Below are 22,015 nucleotides of genomic sequence, written 5' to 3' on the forward strand. Positions count from 1 at the left end.
AGTCAAAGCACCCCCTATAACGTGGGGAATCCGTTCGCTTTTATCCATTTCGCCTTGGCGTAATGAAGATAATTAGCGACTCTCATAAGTCCATTCACATAAGCTACAAATCAGTTTGCACCATCCACTGACTCTCTAAATTGCACACCTATGCTACTACTCTTATTCAACAATTTCTCAGCTATTCTCAACTAAACTCAGCTCATCTGTTCTAAGGCTGACCTCGCTCCCGAGATCACCTACCTTGTACCGAACAAAAAAGTTAGCCTTATTCTATGCCAAACCCCGATAATTGTCAATCAATTCAGAGAAAAAGAAACATGTTGTAAGAAATTTCGAAATTATATCAAAAGGAAAAATGGCCCTCTGCATATACCAGGAAAAGGAAAACAAACTACCTACTTTTGAGTATTTATCAAGTATTGACCTTGTAAAAATATCAAGTTATAGTAAATTCAGACCATTGATTCTCTAATACATAAAAGAAGGTAGGAACGAACATGTCCGTCCGAAAAAAACTAAATATAGGCTTTATTACACTCACTTGTTTACTCTTATTATCAAGTATTATTGCATTTTTTCAATTTAAGTCAGTTGAGGGAGATACAATAGAGGTACTTGATCACAGAATCGTGCAAATCCGATTAACAGAGAAAATACAACAGCAGCTTGCCTCACAAGGGCTATTTTTAAACTCATATATTCTAAGTAATAAGGATAAAGAGACAAAAGAAACATTAGATTATTATGAAAAATTATTGCCCGAAACGATTAAGGAACTTTCAGGCATTGTTCGTTCCGATTACACAAAAAATATTATGAAGGAAGTAACTGAATTACAGAAAGATTTACTAACAAGCTCTGATAAAACTATACAAGCATTCAATAATGGAAATACGGATTTGGCATTATCATACATGAATGGAGAAGTTTCGAAAATCAGTGATAAAATCTACTTTCTAACTAGTGATTTATTAGATTATCATGATGAACAGCTTGGAAAGGTTAAAAGCAGTGTTGTCCAAACAGTTGCACGAGCCATTACAATTTCCATTGTCTTACTTGTTTTAAGTGCAATTGTTGGCTTATATTTTATGTATTTTGTAAAACGCTCCATCACTCAACCGCTTCTTAAAGTGATAGACGCAGCAGATACATTAGCATCCGGTGACTTAACGATTGCTCATCTTGAACATGACTCAAAAGATGAAATTGGTACACTTGCCACAGCAGTAAATGCGTTAAAACAGAATTTATCTGTACTACTTAAAAATGTTCAGGACAACGCTACACAATTGTCTGCCGCTTCTGAAGAGCTTTCGGCAAGCACTGTAGAAGTGACAACAACATCTAGTGATATTTCCCATCGAGTTCAAGACACGTCAAACCATTTAACATCCTCTGCTAGTGCCTCTCAACAAAGTGCTCTAGCTATGGACGAAACAGCTGCTGGTGTCCAACGAATTGCTGAGGCAACTCAAAATTTGCATCACAATGCTATAAATATGACACAGCTTGCTGATACGGGAGGGAAAACTATTACTACTGCCAAAGAGCAGATGGATACAATTTCTGAGGCAACTACACGAATTGCTGATTTAACGCAAAAGCTAAGTAAGCAATCTGAGGAAATTGGTCAAATTACAAAAGTAATTACAGCTATTACTGAACAAACAAATTTACTGGCACTTAATGCTACCATCGAAGCAGCACGAGCTGGTGAACACGGCAAAGGCTTCGCGGTTGTAGCAGATGAAGTACGAAAGCTCGCTGAAGAATCTAATCAATCTGCTAGCCAAATTGTTGCCCTTACAAATGAAATTCAAACAGATACAAGAAATGTTGCCGCTGCTGTGCATGAAGGGTTAGCATCTGTACAGGATGGTGTAGCAAAAATTCATGAGGCTGGTGATGCATTTGATTCCATTACAGAGTCTGTGCAGACATTTACTGATCAAATTGAAGATATTTCAGCCACTTCGGAACAAATTTCTGCAAGTGCTGAAGAAGTTGCTGCCTCTGTAACAGAAATTGCAAATGGTGCGAATATTTCAGCTAGCAATTCTCAAATCATTGCTGAAGCAGTAGAAGAGCAAACTGCAACAATGCAGCAGGTAAATGAGGTAGCTGAGGAATTAAGTAACAACGCTCAGCAACTCCAATCTTTACTACTGCAATTTAAACTTTAACTTCTTTCAGCGTGTGTCCGAACACCTGGTACGCTTTCGCGCAAAAAACATCTGCTGCTGACGCTTCGCTTTCGCGCAAAAAACATCTGCTGCTGACGCTTCGCTTTCGCGCAAAAAACATCTGCTGCTGACGCTTCGCTTTCGCGCAAAAAACATCTGCTGCTGACGCTTCGCTTTCGCGCAAAAAAACATTTGTTGGCCCAAAGCCTCTGGCGGATGTCACGAAATTATACCGAGGCATAATTGATTAAATAAAAAGAATCTGCTGCTTTCCAAAGAAAGCAAGCAGATTCTTTTTTTATGAAAAAAACAGGGAAAGAAATGTTTCCTTTCCCTGCGTTTTTGAAGTTAAACAGTAGGCTCGTCAGTACCCCATTGTTTTTTCTCTTTTTTGTGTATTTGACCATCTGATTTTTTCATTTCACGAATTTTAAGTGAATACCAGATTTGTGCAGCAATACAAATTGAAGAATACATACCTGTGATTAAACCAACTAATAACGCGATTGAGAAGTTTTGAATCGACGGTGCACCTAAAATAAGAAGTGCCACTGTCACGATAATAACTGTTAACACTGTGTTAACAGATCGACCCATCGTTTGACGGAGTGATTTGTTAACGATATCCGCTAACACTTCACGGTCTTTAATCGTATCATATCGATTTAAGTTTTCTCGCATTCGGTCAAATGTAACGATCGTATCATTAATAGAATAACCGACAATCGTCAGTACAGCTGCTATAAACGTAATATCGACTTCTAAGCGCATAAAACTAAATACAGCAACAATTAAGAATACGTCATGTAGTAACGAGACAACTGCCCCAACACCCATGCGCCACTCGAAACGAACCGCTACATAGATAATGATACCGATAGCCGCAAGAGATAATGCTTTAATAGCATTTTTCACAAGCTCTTTACCAACTGTTGGTGACACTGTACTTACGCCAGGTTCATGACCATACTTTTTGCCAACTTCTTTTTTGAATTTTGCAATTTCGGATTGTGATAGGTCATGTTTATAACGGATAACCGCAGAGTTACTCTTTTCACCTGCCAAAAGGATATCTTCAGATGAGAAGTCGATACTATCTAAGTATTTAGATACTTCTTCTTTAGTTAAAGTATGATCCGCTTCAATTTGAACACGAGTACCACTTGAGAAATCAATACCAAGGTTTAGACGGAATATACCAAGAACCACTACACCAGCTACTAGAATAGCTAAAGAGAATGTATAGAATTTCTTACGGTTGTGTACAAAGTCAAAACGATCAAATTTCGTTGATAAATCTAATGTTCCGATATTTTCATCTAAGCTATGCTGTTTAGATTTTGCAATACCAAACCAGGCTGGACTGTTGAAATAGCCACTGTTGACAAGTAAGCCTAATAGTACACGAGAACCCCAAACAGCAGTTAAGAAGCTTAGTAAAATACTAATGATTAAAGTTGTTGCAAATCCTTTAACAGAGCTTGTCCCCCATTGGAATAATACAGCAGCTGCTAATAATGTAGTTAACTGTGCATCGACAATTGCTGATAAAGATTGCTTCGAACCAATCTTGAATGCTTGTTTAGCCGAATAACCGACACGTAACTCCTCACGAATACGTTCTGCGGCAAGAATATTCGCATCTACCGCCATCCCTATACCAAGTACGATTGCTGCAATTCCTGGAAGTGTTAACACAGCATTAATCCAGTCGAATACAACTAGTACTAGGAAAGTGAATATAGTAAGTGTAATGATGGAAATTAAGCCAGGTAAACGATAGTAGAATAGCATAAATATGAAAATTAATACTACGCCCACAATACCAGCGAAAATTGTACTTTTCAGTGCTTGGTCACCAAATTGTGCACCAACTGAAGTAGAATAAATTTCATTAAGTTTAACAGGGAGTGCCCCAGCATCTAAAATACCCGCTAGATTTTTTGTTTCTTCAACTGTGAAGTTCCCGCTAATCATTACATCTGTTGTATCTAATCTTTGGTTAACTGTTGCTGCCGATGCATATCGAGGCTTTGCTTTTTGTGATTCAGCTTTATATGAATCGACACCCTCTTCAAAGTCTAACCATACAACAAGTAAGTTTTGACCTGCTGGTTTAGCAGCAATTTTACTTGTTACATCAGCAAATTTTTTCGCATCCTTTAACGTTAGCGAAACTATAGGACGATTTTGCTGGTCAAAGGAACCTTTAGCACCACCTGGCTTTAAGTCATTCCCATCCAGCAATAAATTGTCATCAACATCACGGAATGTTAAATTTGCAGAAGTAGACAATAATTCACGTGCTGATTCTTGGTCTTCGACACCCGCTAATTGCACACGAATGCGGTTTTTGTCTTCAACCTGAATGCTCGGTTCACTTACCCCGATAGCATTTACACGTTCACCAAGAGCTGTTGCTGTTGCCGACACAACTTCTGGTGTAATTTTTTGTCCCTTTTGTAATTCTGTCACCTCATAAAGAACCTCAAACCCGCCCTGTAAATCAAGGCCTAGCTTAATGTCCTTTAAGACGCCGCCTACAGTCGTACCGATGGTTGCTGTAAAAATAACCATTAGTAGTACGAATGCAACTATACGACTTTTTAGTTTCATTTATAAATCCTCCTCGAATTGGTGTAAGGCAATTCCTTACACTACAAACAAGTATAATAGCAAGTCCTTTTGAAACGCTTATTCCTCCTTTTCCTTTAGAATAATGTTGCCTGTGCTTCAAAAAGTTTGCTCTACTTATTTCAATCGTTCATAACGCGCAAATTTAACCTGTATTTGAATAGGTGTATTCCTCCAAATTTTTAAAAGAATTATTAGGAGGTTTTTGAATAAATATACTTAAACAAATAAAAAAAGCGCAACACACTCATTATGAAACACGTTGCGCTTGGTGTCAATTCAACACTTTTAGTATTCTTTTATTATTTGACAAATTTCACACATTCTTCTTAAGTTTTGACCGGACCAAGCAGCATTTTTAACTCTTCCGTATTCAAATCTGTAAACCAATCATTACTCTGTAAAAATTCTACTTGATTAAATGATACGATATCGGATGGTGATACTGAAAAAACAGTGGAGATAATTTCATGTAAACGTAATTGTTCAATATTTTTTTTGCGCCATTTTTTTTCTATACAGAAGCGCCATAGTTCTTCTGCTGTAATCGCATCGTATTGATAATGTTTAAACTCTTCCATCTTACTATCAATTGCAGGACGAATTTTTTCAAATAGTTGCTCATACTGCATACTCATTTTGAATCATCTCCAATCAAAGTTGTATCGTAAGACATGTCTGCATACAAATAGTGTAAATGAATTTTTGTGGCTTGAGAAGGGACGGATGGCATGAGTTCTTTTGTACGGGGTACACTATTTTTAATGTTCGTGATTTTTTTATCGAAACTCTTTGGCTTCTTTTATAGAATGCAATTTATGCGTATCGCTGGTGAAGAGGCAGTCGGCATTTATATGACCGTCTATCCGGCGTTCATTTTCTTCATCTCACTCATTCAACTTGGACTACCTATCGCTGTGGCAAAAATTGTAGCAGAGTTACTAGCAAAAAACAAACGCGAAGGCATCTATGGTGTTATGCGTACGGCTATTCTTTGGTCATTTATTGGAATGATCATCTTTATGCCGATTGTTGCACTTACAATTCCATATATCTCGACTACTCTTTTACATAATGAACAAACAACATTTACGCTTTGGATTGCACTCTTTGCTGTACCGGTGTCAGTTGGTTCTGGATTATTGCGCGCTTATTTACAGGGTATTGCGAAAATTACACCAACAGCTTGGGCTCAAATGATTGAACAAATTATCCGCATTAGCTTCATCACATTTACGCTACCTTTTGTGGCTGCCTATGATAATGCTGCCATTACAGCAGCCTCTGCTATGGGTATTACGCTTCTAGCTGAAGTCGTTGCTTTCTTGTATTTGTGGATGCATTATATTGTTTCAAAGAAAAAATTATTGACACGCAAAAACAAAATCGAGGCATATCCTTCCACCCCAATGTTACGGATTGCCCTTCCTTCTGCAGGAAGCAAACTATTTGGATCTTTTACTTGGTTTTTAGAGCCTATCATTTTTTTAAAGGCTTTAACAATGGCTGGATTGACAGCCTCCGCGGCAACAATTTTATATGGCGTTATTTCAGGTGTACTAGTACCTCTTTTATTATTCCCGGCTTTTGTGTCTGCTGCACTTTCGATCGTTCTTATACCGGCTGTAAGTGATGCTGTTGCACGACAGCATATACCGCTCCTACAAGAACGTATTTCTGTCTCATTACGACTATCATCCTTAGTGGGCTGTGTTGCTGCTACGTACTTTTTCGTTCATGGAGACGACTTAGCTATGAAGCTCTTTCACTTACAAGAAAATCGAGGTTATGTAAAAATATTGGCCCCTATTTTTTATTTTTATTATATACAAAGTCCATTGCACTCTATATTACAAGCAATCGGTGAGGCTCGTGCAGCAATGATGAACTCCATTTATGGTGGTCTTGGTAAGCTCTTTGTCATGTTCGTACTTGCCTCTCAGCCTGGGATACAGGAAAAAGGTGCCGTTGTAGCAATTGGCTTTGGCGTTTTACTAACTTCATTTATGCATATCGCAACAGTAAGGCAGCGCAAAAATTTGCGTGCAGGATTTAGGATGTTTGTTGTTCCATATAGCTGCTTTATTGCTGTTTGTGTTACTCAGTATTTCCTGATGCAAATGATGCCACTGCCTTTTATTTTAAGTAGCTGCGTAACCTTGTTTTTACTATTTACTTTCTTGCTATTTTCCAATCAGTTGCGCATAACTGATTTGCGCTATCTTCGTAAACTGGCCAAGAAAGTTTAAGATTCTTTCAACTGAATATGAAGCCGATCTTCCTCCCAAACACAAAAAAATACAGTGTTACTATCCATAATATTATTTTTAGCAAGCTCTGCCATTAACCAATCAGCATCTTTATGCAAGACCTGTAAATGCCTATCCTGAATATCACCGTCGATAATAAGTGGGTAAACAAATGCCTTTTCATCTTTTTGGTATACAGACAGATTGCCCGAGGGCTCTAGATAAGCATAAGCAATATCTGTAACGGAAGCATTTCCGTTTTCGCGTAATTGTTGACACAAATCATCTAAATTATAGCGTTGCTTGCGCATTTCACTTTCTAAAATGACACCATCTCTTATCAGTAATACTGGATCACCATCAACTAGATCACGGAATTTTTTACTTTTGAGTGAAATATATGCAGTTGTTATTTGAATGAAAAACAATATGATGATTGGTAAAATTACATTAAATAAAGGACTTTCGAAATCATCAAGCGCAAATGCTGCAACCTCAGCCATTAAAATGGATACGACTAAATCTATTACAGATAATTCGCCGACCTCTCTTTTACCCATTAAACGAAAAATGATTAGGATAAACACATATAAAAAGCAGGTTCTAAAAACAATCGTTAAATATTCTTCCATATAGTCACCCCCATACTATTCAAGGTGACCTTACTCATCGTTTTTTATACAGAATGATGTTTTATCATAACTTTGTTTTTAACTTCTTTCAGCAATGTTTTTTATGTAGCGAAAGCAAGCGTCAGCTACAAATGTTTTATGTAGCGAAAGCAATGCGTCAGCTACAAATGTTTACAGAACAGATGTCGCGGAATCGGAATTATGCCGAGGTACTTGTATGCTCCGAAAAATTTCTCTTGTGATTTATTTTATTTTGCATGCTAACCTTTAGGGAAACCGAGTTTTCAAAAACGTCACAACTTATAAAATGCACGAAGAACATTAACAAAACAACACTCTTTTGTGAAATGGCACTGTGCAACTTTCGTAAATCAAAAGAATAAACCTTAGTTGTTTGTATACAATAAAAGAAGCAATAATTCCTGCTTTTCAAATGGTAAAAAATAAAATTCCCCCGCACAGTTAATGATGTTCACCCAACATCTGATTTAACAAGATAATTCAAACACGAAAACAAGGTGAGAAAATGAAAAAGATAGTAATTTTTCTAGTCATTGTTATTTATAGTATATTGCTCATTAAACCTTATCCTATTTATGGATATAAAAACGAGGAAATTCCAGTTCTTATGTACCACCATTTAGATAAAAACGTAAATAATAATACAGTCATTTCCCCAGAGAATTTCGAAAATCAAATTAAAACGCTTAAAGAGAATGGGTACAATTCGATTACAACCCAAGAATTATATGATTACTTGAACGGTAAAACAGAGTTACCTAAAAATCCGGTGTTAATAACTTTTGACGATGGATATTTAAGCAATTTTGAAAAAGCTTATCCAATTTTGAAAAAATACAAAATGCATGCAGAAATCTTTGTTATCACCAGTCACATCCTAGAAAAAAACGAAAAGAATGTATTTCCAAACGAAATTCCCAAAATGAATTGGGATCAATTAAAAGAAATGAAAGATTATATAACCATCCAAAGCCATACTTGGAATTCTCATTATAAATTACAGTCATTCAGCGGAGGAATGAAAGGTGCCATATATGGTCGAAGTTACATTAATGGAAAACTAGAAAAACAAGAAGAGTTCGAAGAAAGGGTTAAAAAAGATTTTATCCTTTCTAGGAAAATTATTAAAGAAAAGTTAGGATATGAACCAATTGCTCTTAGCTATCCCTTCGGAACTAATTCTGAAGATGCAATGAAATTAGCGAAAGATGCTGGATTTAAAATGGCTTTTGTTATTAAAAATAAAGGTGTTACTATGGGCGATAATGTATATGATTTAAGCAGAATAACGGTAAATGGCAATGAAACTGGAGTAGAATTAATTAAGAAAATAAAAAACGGTGGCACTTGAATAACATAAAAGAGAAAATCATGTATCGAATTTATCAATTATGCCTTGGCATAATTGCGTCCGAAATCGGCTTTGTGTTTTTGCCTGCAAATGTTTTTGTGCGAAAGTACAGTGCTACGTAGCGTCAGCGGCTTGATGTTGGTCGCTCAGTCGTGTGTTGTTGCAGCTTCGCTTTCGCACAGATAAAACCCTATTGTTGCTGTCGCTTTGCTTTCGCACAGATAAACCCTATTGTTGCTGTCGCTTTGCTTTCGCACAGATAAAACTCTTATTGCTGACCGCTTCGCTTTCGCTACAGAAAATAAATTGCTGAAAGAAGCTAAAAAAAGACTTACAACTAATGTAAGTCTTTTTCTCATTTTTATTTTAATTGGTCGCCAGTTACTACTCGTCCAATTGCTTGACGGTCAAATTTTACGCGCACATTGTCTGCGATTTTTAATGTCACAGCTGTGTCCTCAATTGAGTCAATCTCACCATGTAAGCCACCGATTGTAATAACTTTATCTCCACGTTGCAAATTACCCTGCATACTTTGTGTTTCCTGCTGTCTCTTTTTAGCAGGGCGGATTAAAATAAACCACATTGCAACGAACATTAATAATATTGGTGCGAATCCTAATAGTTGATCCATCGTTTTTGCCCCCTTTCCAATTCTTATTTAGTATAGACTATTCCACCATAAAAAAGCGATGGACAAGCCCAATTTTTTTCTATATTACTAATATTTTTTCTAAGATAGACAATTTTTTACTAGAAATATTCACATTTCACATAAATTCACATGATTTTTTTACTAAATATTAGAAGTTCTTTGCGTTAGGCCCATTAAAGCCGTATTTCTCGAAAAATTCTTCGCGGAAATCGCCTAGACGGTCCTCGCGAATTGCCTCTCGTACTTGTTCCATTAGCTTCAATAGGAAGTGTAAGTTATGGTAAGTCGTTAAACGGATACCAAACGTTTCTTCTGTACGGATTAGATGACGAATATAAGCGCGTGAATAATTTTTACATGTATAGCAATCACAGTTCGGATCAATTGGTCCGAAATCACGAGCATATTTTGCATTTTTAACAACTAAACGGCCTTCAGATGTCATTAATGTGCCATTACGGGCAATACGTGTCGGTAATACACAGTCAAACATATCAATGCCTCGAATAGCACCATCGATTAATGAGTCAGGTGACCCTACACCCATTAAATAACGTGGTTTATTAGTCGGCATTAATGGAGTTGTAAATTCTAATACTCGGTTCATAACGTCTTTAGGCTCACCAACAGATAGCCCTCCAATTGCATAACCTGGGAAATCTAGCTCTACTAATGCTTCTGCAGAACGACGGCGTAATTCCTCGAATTCTCCCCCTTGAATGATACCAAATAGACCTTGGTCTTCTGGACGGTTATGTGCCTCTTTACAACGTTTAGCCCAACGTGTTGTACGGTCTACTGATTGCAGCATATAGTCATATGTCGCAGGGTAAGGTGGACATTCATCAAAAGCCATCATAATATCTGAGCCTAAATCATTTTGAATTTCCATCGCCTTTTCTGGGCTTAAAAACAATTTGTCCCCATTCAAATGATTGCGGAAATGAACCCCTTCTTCTTCGATTTTACGGAATTGACTAAGCGAGAACACTTGGAAACCACCTGAATCTGTTAAAATCGGGCGATCCCAGTTCATAAATTTATGCAAGCCACCTGCTTCCTTAACAATATCATTACCTGGTCGTAGCCATAAATGATACGTATTTGACAGAATAATACCTGCATTCATGTCCTTTAATTCCTCAGGTGACATTGTTTTAACAGTTGCTTGTGTACCAACAGGCATAAAAGCTGGCGTTTCAAAAGAGCCATGCGGTGTATGCACGATGCCAAGGCGTGCTCCTGTTTGTTTACAAGTATGAAGTAGCTCATAACGAATTGCTGGTTGTGTCATATTATAAAAATCCCTCTCTTATCTAAAGTAAAAACAGTACTCCGATTTTTTCTTTATTCTCCTTTTGGACGAATAAACATAGCATCACCAAAGCTAAAGAAACGATATTTTTCTTCTACAGCTTGATGATATGCACTTAAAATTGTTTCTCTTGTTGCAAGTGTACTAACAAGCATTACAAGGGTAGACTTTGGTAAATGGAAGTTTGTGATTAAACCATCTACAATAGTAAATTCATATCCCGGATAAATGAAAATAGACGTCCAACCTTGTTCTGCTCGCACTTCGCCTCCATATTTAGAACCGATAGTTTCTAATGTACGTGTAGAGGTTGTCCCAACTGCAATCACTTTTCCACCATTACTCTTTACTCGATTTATGATAGATGCGGTTTCTTCCGTTACACTATAAAATTCGGCATGCATTTCGTGATTTTCAATTGAATCTACACTTACAGGACGGAAAGTTCCAAGTCCCACATGTAAAGTGATAAAGACAACTTCAACCCCTTTTGCTTTTACTTGCTCAAGTAATTCTTCTGTAAAATGCAGGCCTGCAGTCGGTGCTGCAGCTGAGCCGCGCTCTTTTGCATATACGGTTTGGTAACGATCCTTGTCCTCTAATTTTTCACGAATATATGGAGGTAGTGGCATCTCACCAAGTTGCTCTAATATCTCATAAAAAATCCCATTATATTTAAACTCAAATGTACGCCCACCATGATCAAGCTCTCCTGTACAAGTAGCTGTCAGTAAGCCATCTCCAAATGTTACAACTGTGCCGACTTTTACACGTTTAGCTGGTTTAACAAGTGTTTCCCATTCATCTGTACCTGCCATTTGTTTTAATAGCAGTACTTCTATATGAGCACCCGTTTCCTCTTTAACGCCCATTAAACGCGCTGGTAAGACTCTTGTATCATTTAACACAAGGCAGTCTCCCGCTTGTAGCTCATCTAAAATATGAGCAAAATGATGATGCTCTACATTTTTTGAGCCTGGCGTCACTACCATTAAACGACTAGCTGTTCGGTCCAAAAGAGGTGTTTGTGCAATAAGCTCTTCTGGCAATTCAAAATCAAAATCTTCTACACGCATGAAAATACTTCCTTCTTCTAGGTTTGTTGGGGATATTCATATCCAAAATGTTCGTATGCTGAATGTGTTGCCACACGTCCACGTGGCGTACGCTGTATAAAGCCAATTTGCATCAAATATGGCTCGTACACATCTTCAATCGTTACACGTTCCTCGCCAATAGATGCTGCCAACGTATCTAAGCCTACAGGGCCACCACGGAAGCGCTCAATCATATTGGTCACAAGTTTATGGTCAATATGGTCAAGCCCTCTAGGATCGACTTGTAATAGCTCAAGCCCTTGCTTAGCAAGTCCCTCCGTTATCATACCATCTCCGAGCACCTGTGCATAATCTCGTACTCGTTTTAGCAAACGGTTAGCAATTCGGGGTGTACCACGCGAGCGTGTCGCCATTTCAAGTGCTGCTACTTGCTCAATCTCAACATCAAATAAATGCGCACTACGTACAACAATTTCTGCAAGTGACGTATTATCATAATACTCTAATCTCAATAACACGCCAAAGCGATCCCTTAAAGGTGCTGATAATGCACCCGCTCTTGTTGTTGCACCAACGAGTGTAAATGGCGGTAAATCAAGTCGTACAGAACGCGCTTCAGGGCCTTTACCAACGACAATATCTAAACAAAAATCCTCCATCGCAGGATAAAGCACCTCTTCTATTGCACGAGGCAGGCGATGGATTTCATCGATAAATAGCACATCCCCTGGCTCCAGTGAGCTTAAAATAGCTGCTAAATCTCCAGGACGTTCGATCGCAGGGCCGCTAGTCATGCGCACATTGACATTCATTTCATTAGCAATAACAGCTGCTAATGTAGTTTTACCAAGTCCAGGCGGTCCATATAACAGCACATGATCTAAACTTTCCTGACGAAGCTTTGCCGCTTCAATGAAAATTTGTAAATTCTCCTTTACCTTATGTTGACCAATGTATTGTGCTAATCTTTGTGGCCGTAAAGATAATTCAAACTGTTCATCATAGCTACCTGCCTCACTAGCCATCATACGTTCAGACATGTACTTCTCCCCCTTTCACTATTTTAACTTTAATAGCAATTGTAAAGCTTGTTTCATAAATGCATCTGTTGTTTCAAGCTTGTCGTTTTCTTCTAGCTGTGGACGTATTTTTTCTAATTCTTTTTCCGAATAACCAAGTGCCATTAAGGCAAGAATAGCTTCTTCAAGCTCATGTTTATATGGATTCACACCAAATAACGGTAACTCATCTTCTGTACTTGGTAACTCAATAGTCTCCAACAATCCGCCAAGTTTACCTTTTAAATCTAGAATCATTTGACGTGCCGTTTTCTTACCCACACCAGGAAACTTTACTAAAAACGATTCATCCTCTCGTTCAATGGCACTGATAACCTGTTGCGGATTCCCAGTAGCTAAAATAGCAAGTGCACCCTTCGGTCCAATTCCTGACACTAAAATAAGTTTACGAAACAACTCTCGTTGGTCTAAATTTGGAAAGCCATATAACACTTGTGCATCCTCACGTACATGCAAGTGAACAAAAATTTGTTGTTCAAGGGCCGACGTCCGGAACGCAAATGGATTTGGTGTATTCAACTGCCAACCAATCCCTTGCTGTTCAAGGACGATATACTCAGGAGTTATACGTTTTACTTGTCCTTTTAAATAATCATACATTCTATAATCCCTCACAATCATCGTCTTCGATTATAGCATATTACGAACGAATGCTCGACTATAACAAATGCGCTAAAGCACTTGTTTACATCCGACAAGCGCTGGAGAGCCCGAAGCAAAAGTAAGCGATCCACCTCTTTTGCCCGAGGAATCGATGCGACCTCCAGGATGTAGTGCTTTAGCCTAGACGAAAACTATGCTCTAGGTTATCCACAATTAAAAACCTATAATTTCCTTAACATTTAGAAATAACACAAGTAGTCGTTCACATACAAAAATGACCGCCCAAAGACGGTCATTTCTTTATCATTTTATCAATATCGTACCACAGTTTTGGCCAATATGTGAGAGCTCGTTTTGTAAATGGCACTAAATAATCTAAAAATACCAGCTGTTGATCTAATGGTAAATCTACTGCAAAAAGCCATTCACGTAATAGCTCATTTGGATATTTTAAACGATGTAGCTTTTTTTTATCTAATCGTTTCAACTCTGGTAGCTCAGCAAATATTTTACCAAGGTCATAATCTACTGCTGGCAATACACGATGTAACCATAAAATATATTCATCATCCGCTTCTCCTAGGTGAGCCAAATCAAAATCAATTAAACGTAATTCCCCATCTGAGCACCATAAAAAATTATGATGGACGACATCTCCATGTAAAAGCGTTATTTCTTTTTCAGGTACATCTTCCTGAGCGATTAGCTGTAACGATTTCTCACTATAATGTGAAATTTGATTGATTTCTTCTTTTGTTAAAAATGCACGAAATTCATTCCGTCTGCTTTTAAAACGCAAATGACGCATTTGCCATTTTAAAAGCTGTGAATAAGTGTGCAAACCTGGCACCCGCTGCCAAGCAATTTTTTTATGTGTATCATGTAACGTATTTAATAGCTTAAGTGATTCCTTCCGATCTTTTTTATATGCAAAATTAGCACTATGACTGCCTTCTTGCCAATCTTGCACGATTAAATACTCATCATCACTTTTCATTAAAGGTAAGATTAGCGAGGGCTCTAGATGTCCAAGCTGTCGATGAATAACCCTTACCTTTTCTGCTATTTCTATCTGCTTTGCTCGTTTCACAAAATAATTATTGGATTGATATTTATACTTCCAAATATTAGGCTTTACTTCTTCAATAATATACGCTTTTTCACCATCGATAAGGCGTCATCCCGCCTGGGAAAAAGTGCGGTGACATCCATGGCCCTACTGACGAATACGGCATATGGCCATGTGATGGACACGGTGGTGGGCATGGTGGCGGACATGGTGGTGGACTGCAACATGGGTCCATTTGCCAATTTGGCATCATGACTGGTTGTGCATGACAACCACATGGCTGTTCCATTTCCGGCATTTGCTGATATTCAGGACTCATAGGGAAGAATGGAGATGTACTAGATTCTAAGAAATCTCCAGCCCCAGCAACTTTTTCGTATCCCATTTCACATGAAGGTTGCTCTGGCATTGTATATGCCTCAACTTGCGGTTCCATAGGCATTGGCATTGGCATCGGCATCGGCCAATACATATGATGATGCACTGGCTGATGGCAGCTTGCACAATGTGGTACTGCTGGCATCTGTGGCATTTGTGGCATGATAAAAATCGGTTGCGGCATTGGTGCTGGTGGTGGTGGCGCCATCGGTTGGGCTACAGGCTGTGGTTGTGGTTGAATTTGAATTGGAGATACAGTTTGCTCTACACTTGGCATGACAACGTTTTGATTCCAGCTAAGCTCAACAGGAGCTGGCTGAGGCATCGGCATCGGCATTGGCATTGGATAAGGAAATGGAATCATCTGTGGTTCTGGCATTGGTGGTGGTGGTACAATAATTGGTGGTGGCATTGGTCTTTGAACCTCTTTTTCTTTAACGTGCTTTGTAGGTGACTCCTTGTGCATGTGCTCCTTATGTCCCTCTTTATGTGATTCCCTATGTCCATCTCTATGGCCTTCTCTATGTCCTCCCTCCCTATGTCCTTCTCTATTCATTCCCCAATCCGTTTCTCGATGTTGTTCTCTATGTGGTTCTTTGTGTATTTTTTCAGGTAGGATAATTTCCATGCCCGGTACAATATAATCTGGATTAGCAAGATGGGCATTAAGCCGCTTTAAATCTTCAAACGAAACTCCGTACTCTTTCGCAATCTTCCACAACGTGTCTCCCTTTTGGACAATATGAATACGCAATTTTTTCCTCCCTTCCTCTCTTCGTATCATATGTTCAATGTTTCATTTGGATACAAAAATTTCACGCATGTTGGAAATGCTTCATGGTACACTAGTTTTAAGGAAAACTGCTTCCTTTATTACAAGCAGAGGTGATCTCTTATGAAAAAAATGTTAGGCGAAGAACGCCGACTGCAACTCCTAGAACAACTAAAAAAAAGCACAGCACCTATAACAGGGACGGACCTAGCTAAATTCGCTAATGTTTCTAGACAAGTCATTGTCAATGATATGACATTATTAAAGGCTAGAAATGAACCTATTATTGCAACTAGCCAAGGATATCTTTATATGCATCAGGAACAATTACATCAAACTGTTGAACGCACAATTCCTTGCTTCCACACTGCAGAAGATGCAGAAGACGAACTTATAACAATAGTTGATTGCGGTGGTACAGTAAAAAATGTTATTGTTGAACACCCAATTTATGGGGAAATCACCGCATCCATTATGGTTTCAAACCGTCATGAAGTAAAAACATTTATTCAGCGTGTCAACGAAACACAGGCAAGTTATTTATCCGAACTAACAGGTGGGACACATCTTCATGTTATTTCTGCCCCTTCTGTTGACATTTTAGATTTGATTGAACTTACTTTACAAAAAAAGGGCTATTTAGTTGTAGATCAATAATTGAACAAACTTTACTTCAATAACGCGGATATTCATTAGCTGCTAGCCTTCACGGAGACTAGCAGCTTTTTCGTTCGTGAGGTATATAAAGATTAAAAATCTTCATAAACGTTTCTTACGTTACTATCATTCGCAAACGTCCAGGCTATTTTCAGGAATATTTACCATGAAATTATGATTTATAGTTACTTCATTTATTCCTTACTGTTCAATTTCCGCTAAAAAAAGAGCTATCCACTTAAATTGGATAGCTTCAAAGTTAGAGAAACCTTTTTCGTTGTGATGGTGTTGGCAATAAACATACTTCTTTTCGTCCAAAAAGACGATATCTATTTTTAGCAAATAATCGATACATTTTATTTCGTATAGATGGAGGAATCATGATGAAAATATAACAAACAGCCCAAAAACTATCTAATCTCCTACAAATTTTAAGTGCTGCTGCGGATTCAAAATATACTTTTCCATGCTCAATTAGTATGACACTATCAATATTTTCTGGTACTTCGTATTGTGCAAGTAATGCCTGCCCAGCGTCGCTTTGGATGGACGTAAATTGAAAATACGCTGCCTGATCATATTTGATAATAAATTGCACACTACTATTACAAAAATTGCACACTCCGTCAAACAAAATAATGCCACCCACAACGATTCCTCCTAGCCATTTTTATTACTCGTCCGATGTTAAATAAGTAAAGTATGTACCAAGTGACTTCACCTTGCAACCAAGTGCAGCTAGTTCTTCCATCGCTCCACGCATCATAGGCTCTTTTTCATCTGCTAAAACATCAATCATAAAGAAATAATCACCTAAGCCCGTTTTTAATGGTCGTGATTCGATTTTACTTAAATTTAGTTGTCGCCATGCAAATACTGATAATACTTGATGTAATGCCCCTGAACGGTCTGTTGGTAATGTAATCATGAAAGTTGTCTTCGCCTGTCCATCAGATAACTCTTGCGGCAATCGTCTATTTTGCTTTGATAATACGAAGAAGCGTGTATGGTTAAAATGGAAATCATGAATATCAGGTTGAACGATTTCTAAGCCATATTTAACTGCTGCCGCTGCATTTCCAACTGCCGCAATGCACTCATTTGGATTTTCGGATACAAATTTAGCAGCAGCTGCTGTTGATGTCGTTTGATGTAACGGAACATGGCTGAAACGATAAAATAAGTATTTATGACATTGGGCTAGAGCATGTGGATGTGAATAAACACCGGTAATCGATTCCCAATTGTCTTTTTGCACTTTATTGACCATTAAATTCTGCTGTATTTTTAATAAAAGTTCACCTGTAACATATAGGGTCGCCTCATGGAATAAATAATCGAGCGTTAGCGATACAGATCCTTCTAAAGCATTTTCTAATGGTACAACTGCTAAATCTACCTTCCCCTCAGCTACTGCCTCAATACATTCTGGAATTGTAGAACAAGGGACAAGCCACTCATTCGGGAAGGTTGCCTTTGTTGCTAAGTATGTAAATGATGCCTCTGGTCCTAAATATCCTATTCGTTTTTCCCATTGTTGCTCTGTCATTACATTTACCTCCTTCACTACAACTTGTAGCTTTTGATTTTATATTAAAATGGCTCATCACCATAACGTGGGGTTGATTTCCGTTCCGACTGCGCGCTTTGTAGCTGTCGCTTTGCTGTCGCTTCGCTTTCGCGCAGAGCAGAGCTTCCTGGGAGCGTCCGATGAGCCGCTTGGGCCAACACGATGTTGGTCACGAAGGCGTTATCACAGGATGTGATGCTCTTAGCCTTCGTTCCCCTATTTGCTCGCTCCAGGGTCTCATCTGTGACGCTGATCCCCAAGGAGTCGCGCAGTCTCCACTCCAATCAACTTATATACATGACAACGTTCTAACAAATGTTATCCTCACCCCCCTAAATTTCACTAATGAAAAAATTCGGAATTTTCAATCCGCGAAATTCACTTTATATTTCTACATCAAATGTTAGGCAAAGGCATAATGTGAAGCTTTCCTAAATGCTCCGGCGATTGCCACACCCTCTTAAATCAAATTATAGAATTTTTTGTGATAGTCTTTATTTTTTGTTATAGAATAAGGAGCTGTCCCATGAAGCGATAATTTCATCACATGGGACTGCTCCTTTTGAGCTTATTTACATTCTGTCAAAAATTCAAACTTGCTGTCAGTCATTACAATGCACCAGAACTAATTACTTCCGCTGACTCTACAAAATCTAAACGTTTTAGTTGCTGTATTAAATCATCAAGATCACATGTCATACTAGTGACATCTAATGACAATGTAACATTAGCACGTCCTTGAATCGGTATTGTTTGATGGATAGTCAGTACATTGCAATGCGTAATTGTCACTGTTTCTAAAAGCTTTGCAAGTGTTCCTTTACGGTCCTGAAGCTGTAAAAAGACTGTTAAAATGCGTTCCTGCACAATTGAGTGAAAAGGAAATACAGCATCACGATATTTGTAAAACGCACTACGCGATAAATCCACCTGCTTTACCGCATCCCAAATGGAAGATACCGAACCACTTGAAAGTAAGTGTTTCGCCTCCAAAGTTTTTTGCATAGCATCCGTTAAAACATCTTCACGAACTAAATAATATCGCTGATTCGCAACATTCTTCATACGCTTCCCCCTAAAACCTATTCTTAGTCGACAAATTCAAATTCGAATTCCAATAAGCGTACAATATCTCCATTTTGTGCACCACGTTCACGTAATGCTTCATCGACGCCCATACCACGTAATTGACGTGCAAAACGACGTACACCGTCCTCGCGGCTGAAGTCTGTCATTTTGAAGATACGCTCAATCGCATATCCACCAAGAATGAATGTACCATCAGGATCACGAGAGATTTCGATTGAATCTGCTTCAGATTGGTGTTTGTAAAGTACCGTTGCATCTGATTCTTCATCTAGATCGTCGAATAATGGGAATTCAGGAGTCACTTCCAGTAAGTCGGCAATTTCAAATAATACCGGCTTTAAACCTTGGCGAGAAACCGCTGATACTGGGAAGATTTTCGCATCTTCGCCCACTTTTTCACGGAAAATTTCTAAGTTTTCCTCTGCATTTGGCATGTCCATTTTATTTGCCACAATAATTTGTGGACGTTCTGTTAAACGAAGGTTATATTGTTTTAGCTCATCATTGATTGTTAAGTAATCTTCATAAGGATCGCGCCCTTCCATACCCGACATATCAATTACATGTACGATAACACGTGTACGTTCAATATGACGGAGGAATTGGTGACCTAGACCAACACCTTCGTGCGCACCTTCGATTAAACCTGGTAAATCAGCCATTGCAAAGCTACGATGATCATCTGTTTCAACCATTCCTAAGTTCGGTACGATTGTAGTGAAATGATAAGCACCTATTTTTGGCTTTGCCGCAGAAACAACAGATAATAATGTTGATTTACCTACACTTGGGAAGCCAACTAATCCTACATCTGCTAGTACTTTCAACTCTAATATAACATTTAATTCTTGTCCTGGCTCACCTTTTTCAGAAAGTTCTGGAGCAGGATTGGCTGGTGTTGCAAAGCGGGAATTCCCGCGGCCACCGCGACCAGCTTTTGCGATAATCGCTTGTTGACCATGCTCGACTAAATCCGCAATAACAACGCCTGTTTCTTCGTTCATTACGACCGTGCCTGGTGGTACTTTAACGATTAAATCGTCTGCACGTTTACCATGCATTCCTTTACTCATACCATGCTCACCACGGTCAGCCTTGAAGTGGCGTTTGTAGCGGAAATCCATTAACGTACGCAGACCCTCTTCAACTTGAAATACAACATTCCCACCGTTACCGCCATCGCCACCAGCGGGACCACCATTCGGTACAAATTTTTCTCGACGGAAGGCTACCATTCCATCCCCACCGTCGCCACCTTTTACATAAATCTTGACGTGATCGACAAACATTTAATTCACTCCCTACTTGCACTCAATACATATATCCAAGACGTATTTGTCTCTTCCACTGTTTGAATGTCGAATTGTTTCAAACCTTTTTCGGTGAATGCATCAGCACTCCATAGCCCATTTAACGTGAATGTCACGGCAAATGTATGATCGTCAACACGTACATCGAGCGCTAAGCTCTGCTCTGTAAATGGATCTAATGTATCATAAACATGCATAACTGTTTTGTTTAAGTAGTCTACAACATCCGAATCAATAGTATTTGTGACAGGCTTTTTTATCTCACCGCTTAGCTTCATTGGTAATGAAGGATAGCGCCAGCCTCCTGTTTGCAGCCACTCTATTGTTTTTGGTAATTGTAGACGATTAAGGATAGAAATCACTTGTAATTGCTCTGAATACTCTTTAATAAGTTTTTTTGATTCATCAATTCTACCTAAATCTAAATTCATGCGAATAAGCTGAAGCTGATTCACATAATCATGATTTGCAAAACGTAATACTTCACTAATGGTTAGTGATTGATTGTTCATCCCATTCACTCCAATAAAGTTATCCTTACTAGTATAACAAGTTTTGCTGTATTTTTCCCTTAATTCTTCAATCAATTATGCCTCGGCATAATTGTAGCTGACGCTTCGCTTTCGCTACCAAAACACTTGCTGAAAGAAGTTGTAATTTAGCCAAAAAAAGGACTGCAATAAATGCAGTCCTCCGCTTTATGTTATCTTATTTAAAAGATTAAGCTTCTTGTGATGCTGGGTATACAGATACTTGTTTGCGATCGCGACCTAAACGTTCGAATTTTACAACGCCGTCAACTTTAGCAAATAGTGTATCGTCACCACCACGACCTACGTTTGTACCTGGGTAAATTTTTGTACCGCGTTGACGGTAAAGAATTGAACCACCAGTTACGAATTGGCCATCAGCACGTTTAGCACCAAGTCGTTTTGACTCAGAGTCACGTCCGTTTTTAGTAGAACCTACACCTTTTTTAGATGCGAAAAGTTGAAGGTCTAATGCTAATAATAATTTCATCGTGTTCCACCTCCTACTTGGTTGTAGTTGATTTGGATGTATTGTCCATAATTTTGCACCATAGAATACACTTGGGCAGTCATTACTTGGACAATTAACTGTAGTTTTGCATCAATCTCAGGCTCTATTTCTGATGGTAAATCTACCTTAAGATAGCCTCCACCTTCAGCAGCTTGTTCGACTTCTGGCTGTAATTGTAATAGTGCATAAATAGCATTCACCGTACCTATGGCAATGGTAGATGCTCCTGCACATACTAAATCCTTACCAGATTCATCGTATTCAGCATGTCCTGAAAATTCGAATGCTGACACATGTCTATTTTCATCGTGATGAATCGTAACTTGTATCATTCATTACACCT

At 38.5% G+C, this 22,015-nt stretch carries 24 protein-coding genes and 1 other annotated feature (1 of these 25 only partly in view); of the genes, 4 read left to right on the forward strand and 20 right to left on the reverse strand.

Features of this window, described 5'->3' with window-relative positions:
- Window positions 1-179: a binding site (T-box leader), on the reverse strand; it reaches 86 nt to the left of the window's first position.
- A gap of 321 nt (window positions 180-500) precedes the next feature.
- Window positions 501-2,189, forward strand: coding sequence for a methyl-accepting chemotaxis protein (locus tag AC1DCY_RS13950; RefSeq protein WP_477351008.1), 1,689 nt, complete (start codon window positions 501-503; stop codon window positions 2,187-2,189).
- Here the strand turns inward: AC1DCY_RS13950 and AC1DCY_RS13955 are convergent.
- The 3 genes from AC1DCY_RS13955 to AC1DCY_RS13965 all read right to left on the reverse strand — a co-directional run bounded on the left by AC1DCY_RS13955 (window position 2,179) and on the right by AC1DCY_RS13965 (window position 5,461).
- Window positions 2,179-2,412: a hypothetical protein gene (locus tag AC1DCY_RS13955; RefSeq protein ID WP_477351009.1), complete on the reverse strand. Its 234-nt coding sequence runs from the start codon at window positions 2,410-2,412 to the stop codon at window positions 2,179-2,181. The two genes, AC1DCY_RS13950 and AC1DCY_RS13955, sit on opposite strands and share 11 nt — an antisense overlap.
- Window positions 2,413-2,537: 125 nt before the next feature.
- Complete coding sequence (secDF, locus tag AC1DCY_RS13960; RefSeq protein WP_477351011.1) at window positions 2,538-4,805, reverse strand: protein translocase subunit SecDF; 2,268 nt, start codon at window positions 4,803-4,805, stop codon at window positions 2,538-2,540.
- 347 nt (window positions 4,806-5,152) lie between these two features.
- On the reverse strand, window positions 5,153-5,461 hold the full coding sequence (locus AC1DCY_RS13965) for a post-transcriptional regulator (protein WP_477351013.1): 309 nt from the start codon (window positions 5,459-5,461) through the stop codon (window positions 5,153-5,155).
- Window positions 5,462-5,554: 93 nt separating this feature from the next.
- On the opposite strand from AC1DCY_RS13965, the gene AC1DCY_RS13970 reads away from it, so the two are divergent.
- Window positions 5,555-7,072 carry a putative polysaccharide biosynthesis protein gene (locus AC1DCY_RS13970; RefSeq protein ID WP_477351015.1) on the forward strand — a complete coding sequence of 506 codons (1,518 nt, stop codon included), beginning with the start codon at window positions 5,555-5,557 and terminating at the stop codon, window positions 7,070-7,072.
- Here the strand turns inward: AC1DCY_RS13970 and AC1DCY_RS13975 are convergent.
- On the reverse strand, window positions 7,069-7,704 hold the full coding sequence (locus tag AC1DCY_RS13975) for a DUF421 domain-containing protein (RefSeq protein WP_477351017.1): 636 nt from the start codon (window positions 7,702-7,704) through the stop codon (window positions 7,069-7,071). The two genes, AC1DCY_RS13970 and AC1DCY_RS13975, sit on opposite strands and share 4 nt — an antisense overlap.
- A gap of 526 nt (window positions 7,705-8,230) precedes the next feature.
- Between AC1DCY_RS13975 and AC1DCY_RS13980 the strand changes: the two genes are divergently transcribed.
- Window positions 8,231-9,076, forward strand: coding sequence for a polysaccharide deacetylase family protein (locus tag AC1DCY_RS13980; protein ID WP_477351019.1), 846 nt, complete (start codon window positions 8,231-8,233; stop codon window positions 9,074-9,076).
- 146 nt (window positions 9,077-9,222) lie between these two features.
- On the opposite strand, the gene AC1DCY_RS13985 is transcribed toward AC1DCY_RS13980, so the two are convergent.
- The 8 genes from AC1DCY_RS13985 to AC1DCY_RS14020 form a co-directional block, all read right to left on the reverse strand.
- The gene (locus AC1DCY_RS13985; RefSeq protein WP_477351021.1) at window positions 9,223-9,435 is read right to left on the reverse strand and encodes a hypothetical protein; all 213 of its coding nucleotides are present in this window, start codon (window positions 9,433-9,435) and stop codon (window positions 9,223-9,225) included.
- A 2-nt stretch (window positions 9,436-9,437) separates the two neighbouring features.
- On the reverse strand, window positions 9,438-9,710 hold the full coding sequence (gene yajC, locus AC1DCY_RS13990; protein ID WP_477351023.1) for a preprotein translocase subunit YajC: 273 nt from the start codon (window positions 9,708-9,710) through the stop codon (window positions 9,438-9,440).
- 169 nt (window positions 9,711-9,879) lie between these two features.
- On the reverse strand, window positions 9,880-11,025 hold the full coding sequence (gene tgt / locus AC1DCY_RS13995) for a tRNA guanosine(34) transglycosylase Tgt (RefSeq protein WP_402930565.1): 1,146 nt from the start codon (window positions 11,023-11,025) through the stop codon (window positions 9,880-9,882).
- Window positions 11,026-11,078: 53 nt separating this feature from the next.
- Window positions 11,079-12,122: a tRNA preQ1(34) S-adenosylmethionine ribosyltransferase-isomerase QueA gene (gene queA, locus AC1DCY_RS14000; protein WP_477351026.1), complete on the reverse strand. Its 1,044-nt coding sequence runs from the start codon at window positions 12,120-12,122 to the stop codon at window positions 11,079-11,081.
- 17 nt (window positions 12,123-12,139) lie between these two features.
- Complete coding sequence (gene ruvB, locus AC1DCY_RS14005; protein ID WP_477351028.1) at window positions 12,140-13,144, reverse strand: Holliday junction branch migration DNA helicase RuvB; 1,005 nt, start codon at window positions 13,142-13,144, stop codon at window positions 12,140-12,142.
- An 18-nt stretch (window positions 13,145-13,162) separates the two neighbouring features.
- Window positions 13,163-13,783, reverse strand: a complete 621-nt coding sequence (ruvA, locus tag AC1DCY_RS14010) for a Holliday junction branch migration protein RuvA (protein WP_053596159.1) — start codon at window positions 13,781-13,783, stop codon at window positions 13,163-13,165.
- 295 nt (window positions 13,784-14,078) lie between these two features.
- Entirely contained in the window at window positions 14,079-14,876 is a 798-nt protein-coding gene (locus tag AC1DCY_RS14015) for a phosphotransferase (RefSeq protein ID WP_477351030.1), read from the reverse strand.
- A gap of 70 nt (window positions 14,877-14,946) precedes the next feature.
- Window positions 14,947-15,987: a LysM peptidoglycan-binding domain-containing protein gene (locus tag AC1DCY_RS14020; protein WP_477351032.1), complete on the reverse strand. Its 1,041-nt coding sequence runs from the start codon at window positions 15,985-15,987 to the stop codon at window positions 14,947-14,949.
- A gap of 141 nt (window positions 15,988-16,128) precedes the next feature.
- Here AC1DCY_RS14020 and AC1DCY_RS14025 point away from each other — a divergent pair, with 141 nt between their 5' ends.
- Complete coding sequence (locus AC1DCY_RS14025) at window positions 16,129-16,662, forward strand: 3H domain-containing protein (RefSeq protein ID WP_477351034.1); 534 nt, start codon at window positions 16,129-16,131, stop codon at window positions 16,660-16,662.
- A gap of 259 nt (window positions 16,663-16,921) precedes the next feature.
- On the opposite strand, the gene AC1DCY_RS14030 is transcribed toward AC1DCY_RS14025, so the two are convergent.
- The 8 genes from AC1DCY_RS14030 to AC1DCY_RS14065 form a co-directional block, all read right to left on the reverse strand.
- Window positions 16,922-17,311, reverse strand: a complete 390-nt coding sequence (locus AC1DCY_RS14030; protein ID WP_477351036.1) for a thiol-disulfide oxidoreductase DCC family protein — start codon at window positions 17,309-17,311, stop codon at window positions 16,922-16,924.
- Between the two features lie 24 nt (window positions 17,312-17,335).
- Window positions 17,336-18,211, reverse strand: coding sequence for a prephenate dehydratase (pheA, locus tag AC1DCY_RS14035; protein ID WP_477351037.1), 876 nt, complete (start codon window positions 18,209-18,211; stop codon window positions 17,336-17,338).
- 44 nt (window positions 18,212-18,255) lie between these two features.
- On the reverse strand, window positions 18,256-18,492 hold the full coding sequence (locus AC1DCY_RS14040) for a hypothetical protein (protein WP_477351038.1): 237 nt from the start codon (window positions 18,490-18,492) through the stop codon (window positions 18,256-18,258).
- 349 nt (window positions 18,493-18,841) lie between these two features.
- Window positions 18,842-19,297 carry an ACT domain-containing protein gene (locus AC1DCY_RS14045; RefSeq protein ID WP_004226679.1) on the reverse strand — a complete coding sequence of 152 codons (456 nt, stop codon included), beginning with the start codon at window positions 19,295-19,297 and terminating at the stop codon, window positions 18,842-18,844.
- A gap of 23 nt (window positions 19,298-19,320) precedes the next feature.
- Window positions 19,321-20,610: a GTPase ObgE gene (gene obgE, locus AC1DCY_RS14050; RefSeq protein WP_477351040.1), complete on the reverse strand. Its 1,290-nt coding sequence runs from the start codon at window positions 20,608-20,610 to the stop codon at window positions 19,321-19,323.
- Between the two features lie 5 nt (window positions 20,611-20,615).
- Window positions 20,616-21,143, reverse strand: a complete 528-nt coding sequence (locus AC1DCY_RS14055) for a Spo0B domain-containing protein (RefSeq protein WP_477351042.1) — start codon at window positions 21,141-21,143, stop codon at window positions 20,616-20,618.
- Window positions 21,144-21,351: 208 nt separating this feature from the next.
- The gene (rpmA, locus tag AC1DCY_RS14060) at window positions 21,352-21,651 is read right to left on the reverse strand and encodes a 50S ribosomal protein L27 (protein WP_053484817.1); all 300 of its coding nucleotides are present in this window, start codon (window positions 21,649-21,651) and stop codon (window positions 21,352-21,354) included.
- The gene (locus AC1DCY_RS14065) at window positions 21,648-22,004 is read right to left on the reverse strand and encodes a ribosomal-processing cysteine protease Prp (protein WP_477351044.1); all 357 of its coding nucleotides are present in this window, start codon (window positions 22,002-22,004) and stop codon (window positions 21,648-21,650) included. The genes rpmA and AC1DCY_RS14065 overlap by 4 nt, the downstream gene beginning before the upstream one ends.
- Window positions 22,005-22,015: the final 11 nt, after the last annotated feature.

This window comes from Lysinibacillus sp. 10T31 (assembly GCF_056394365.1).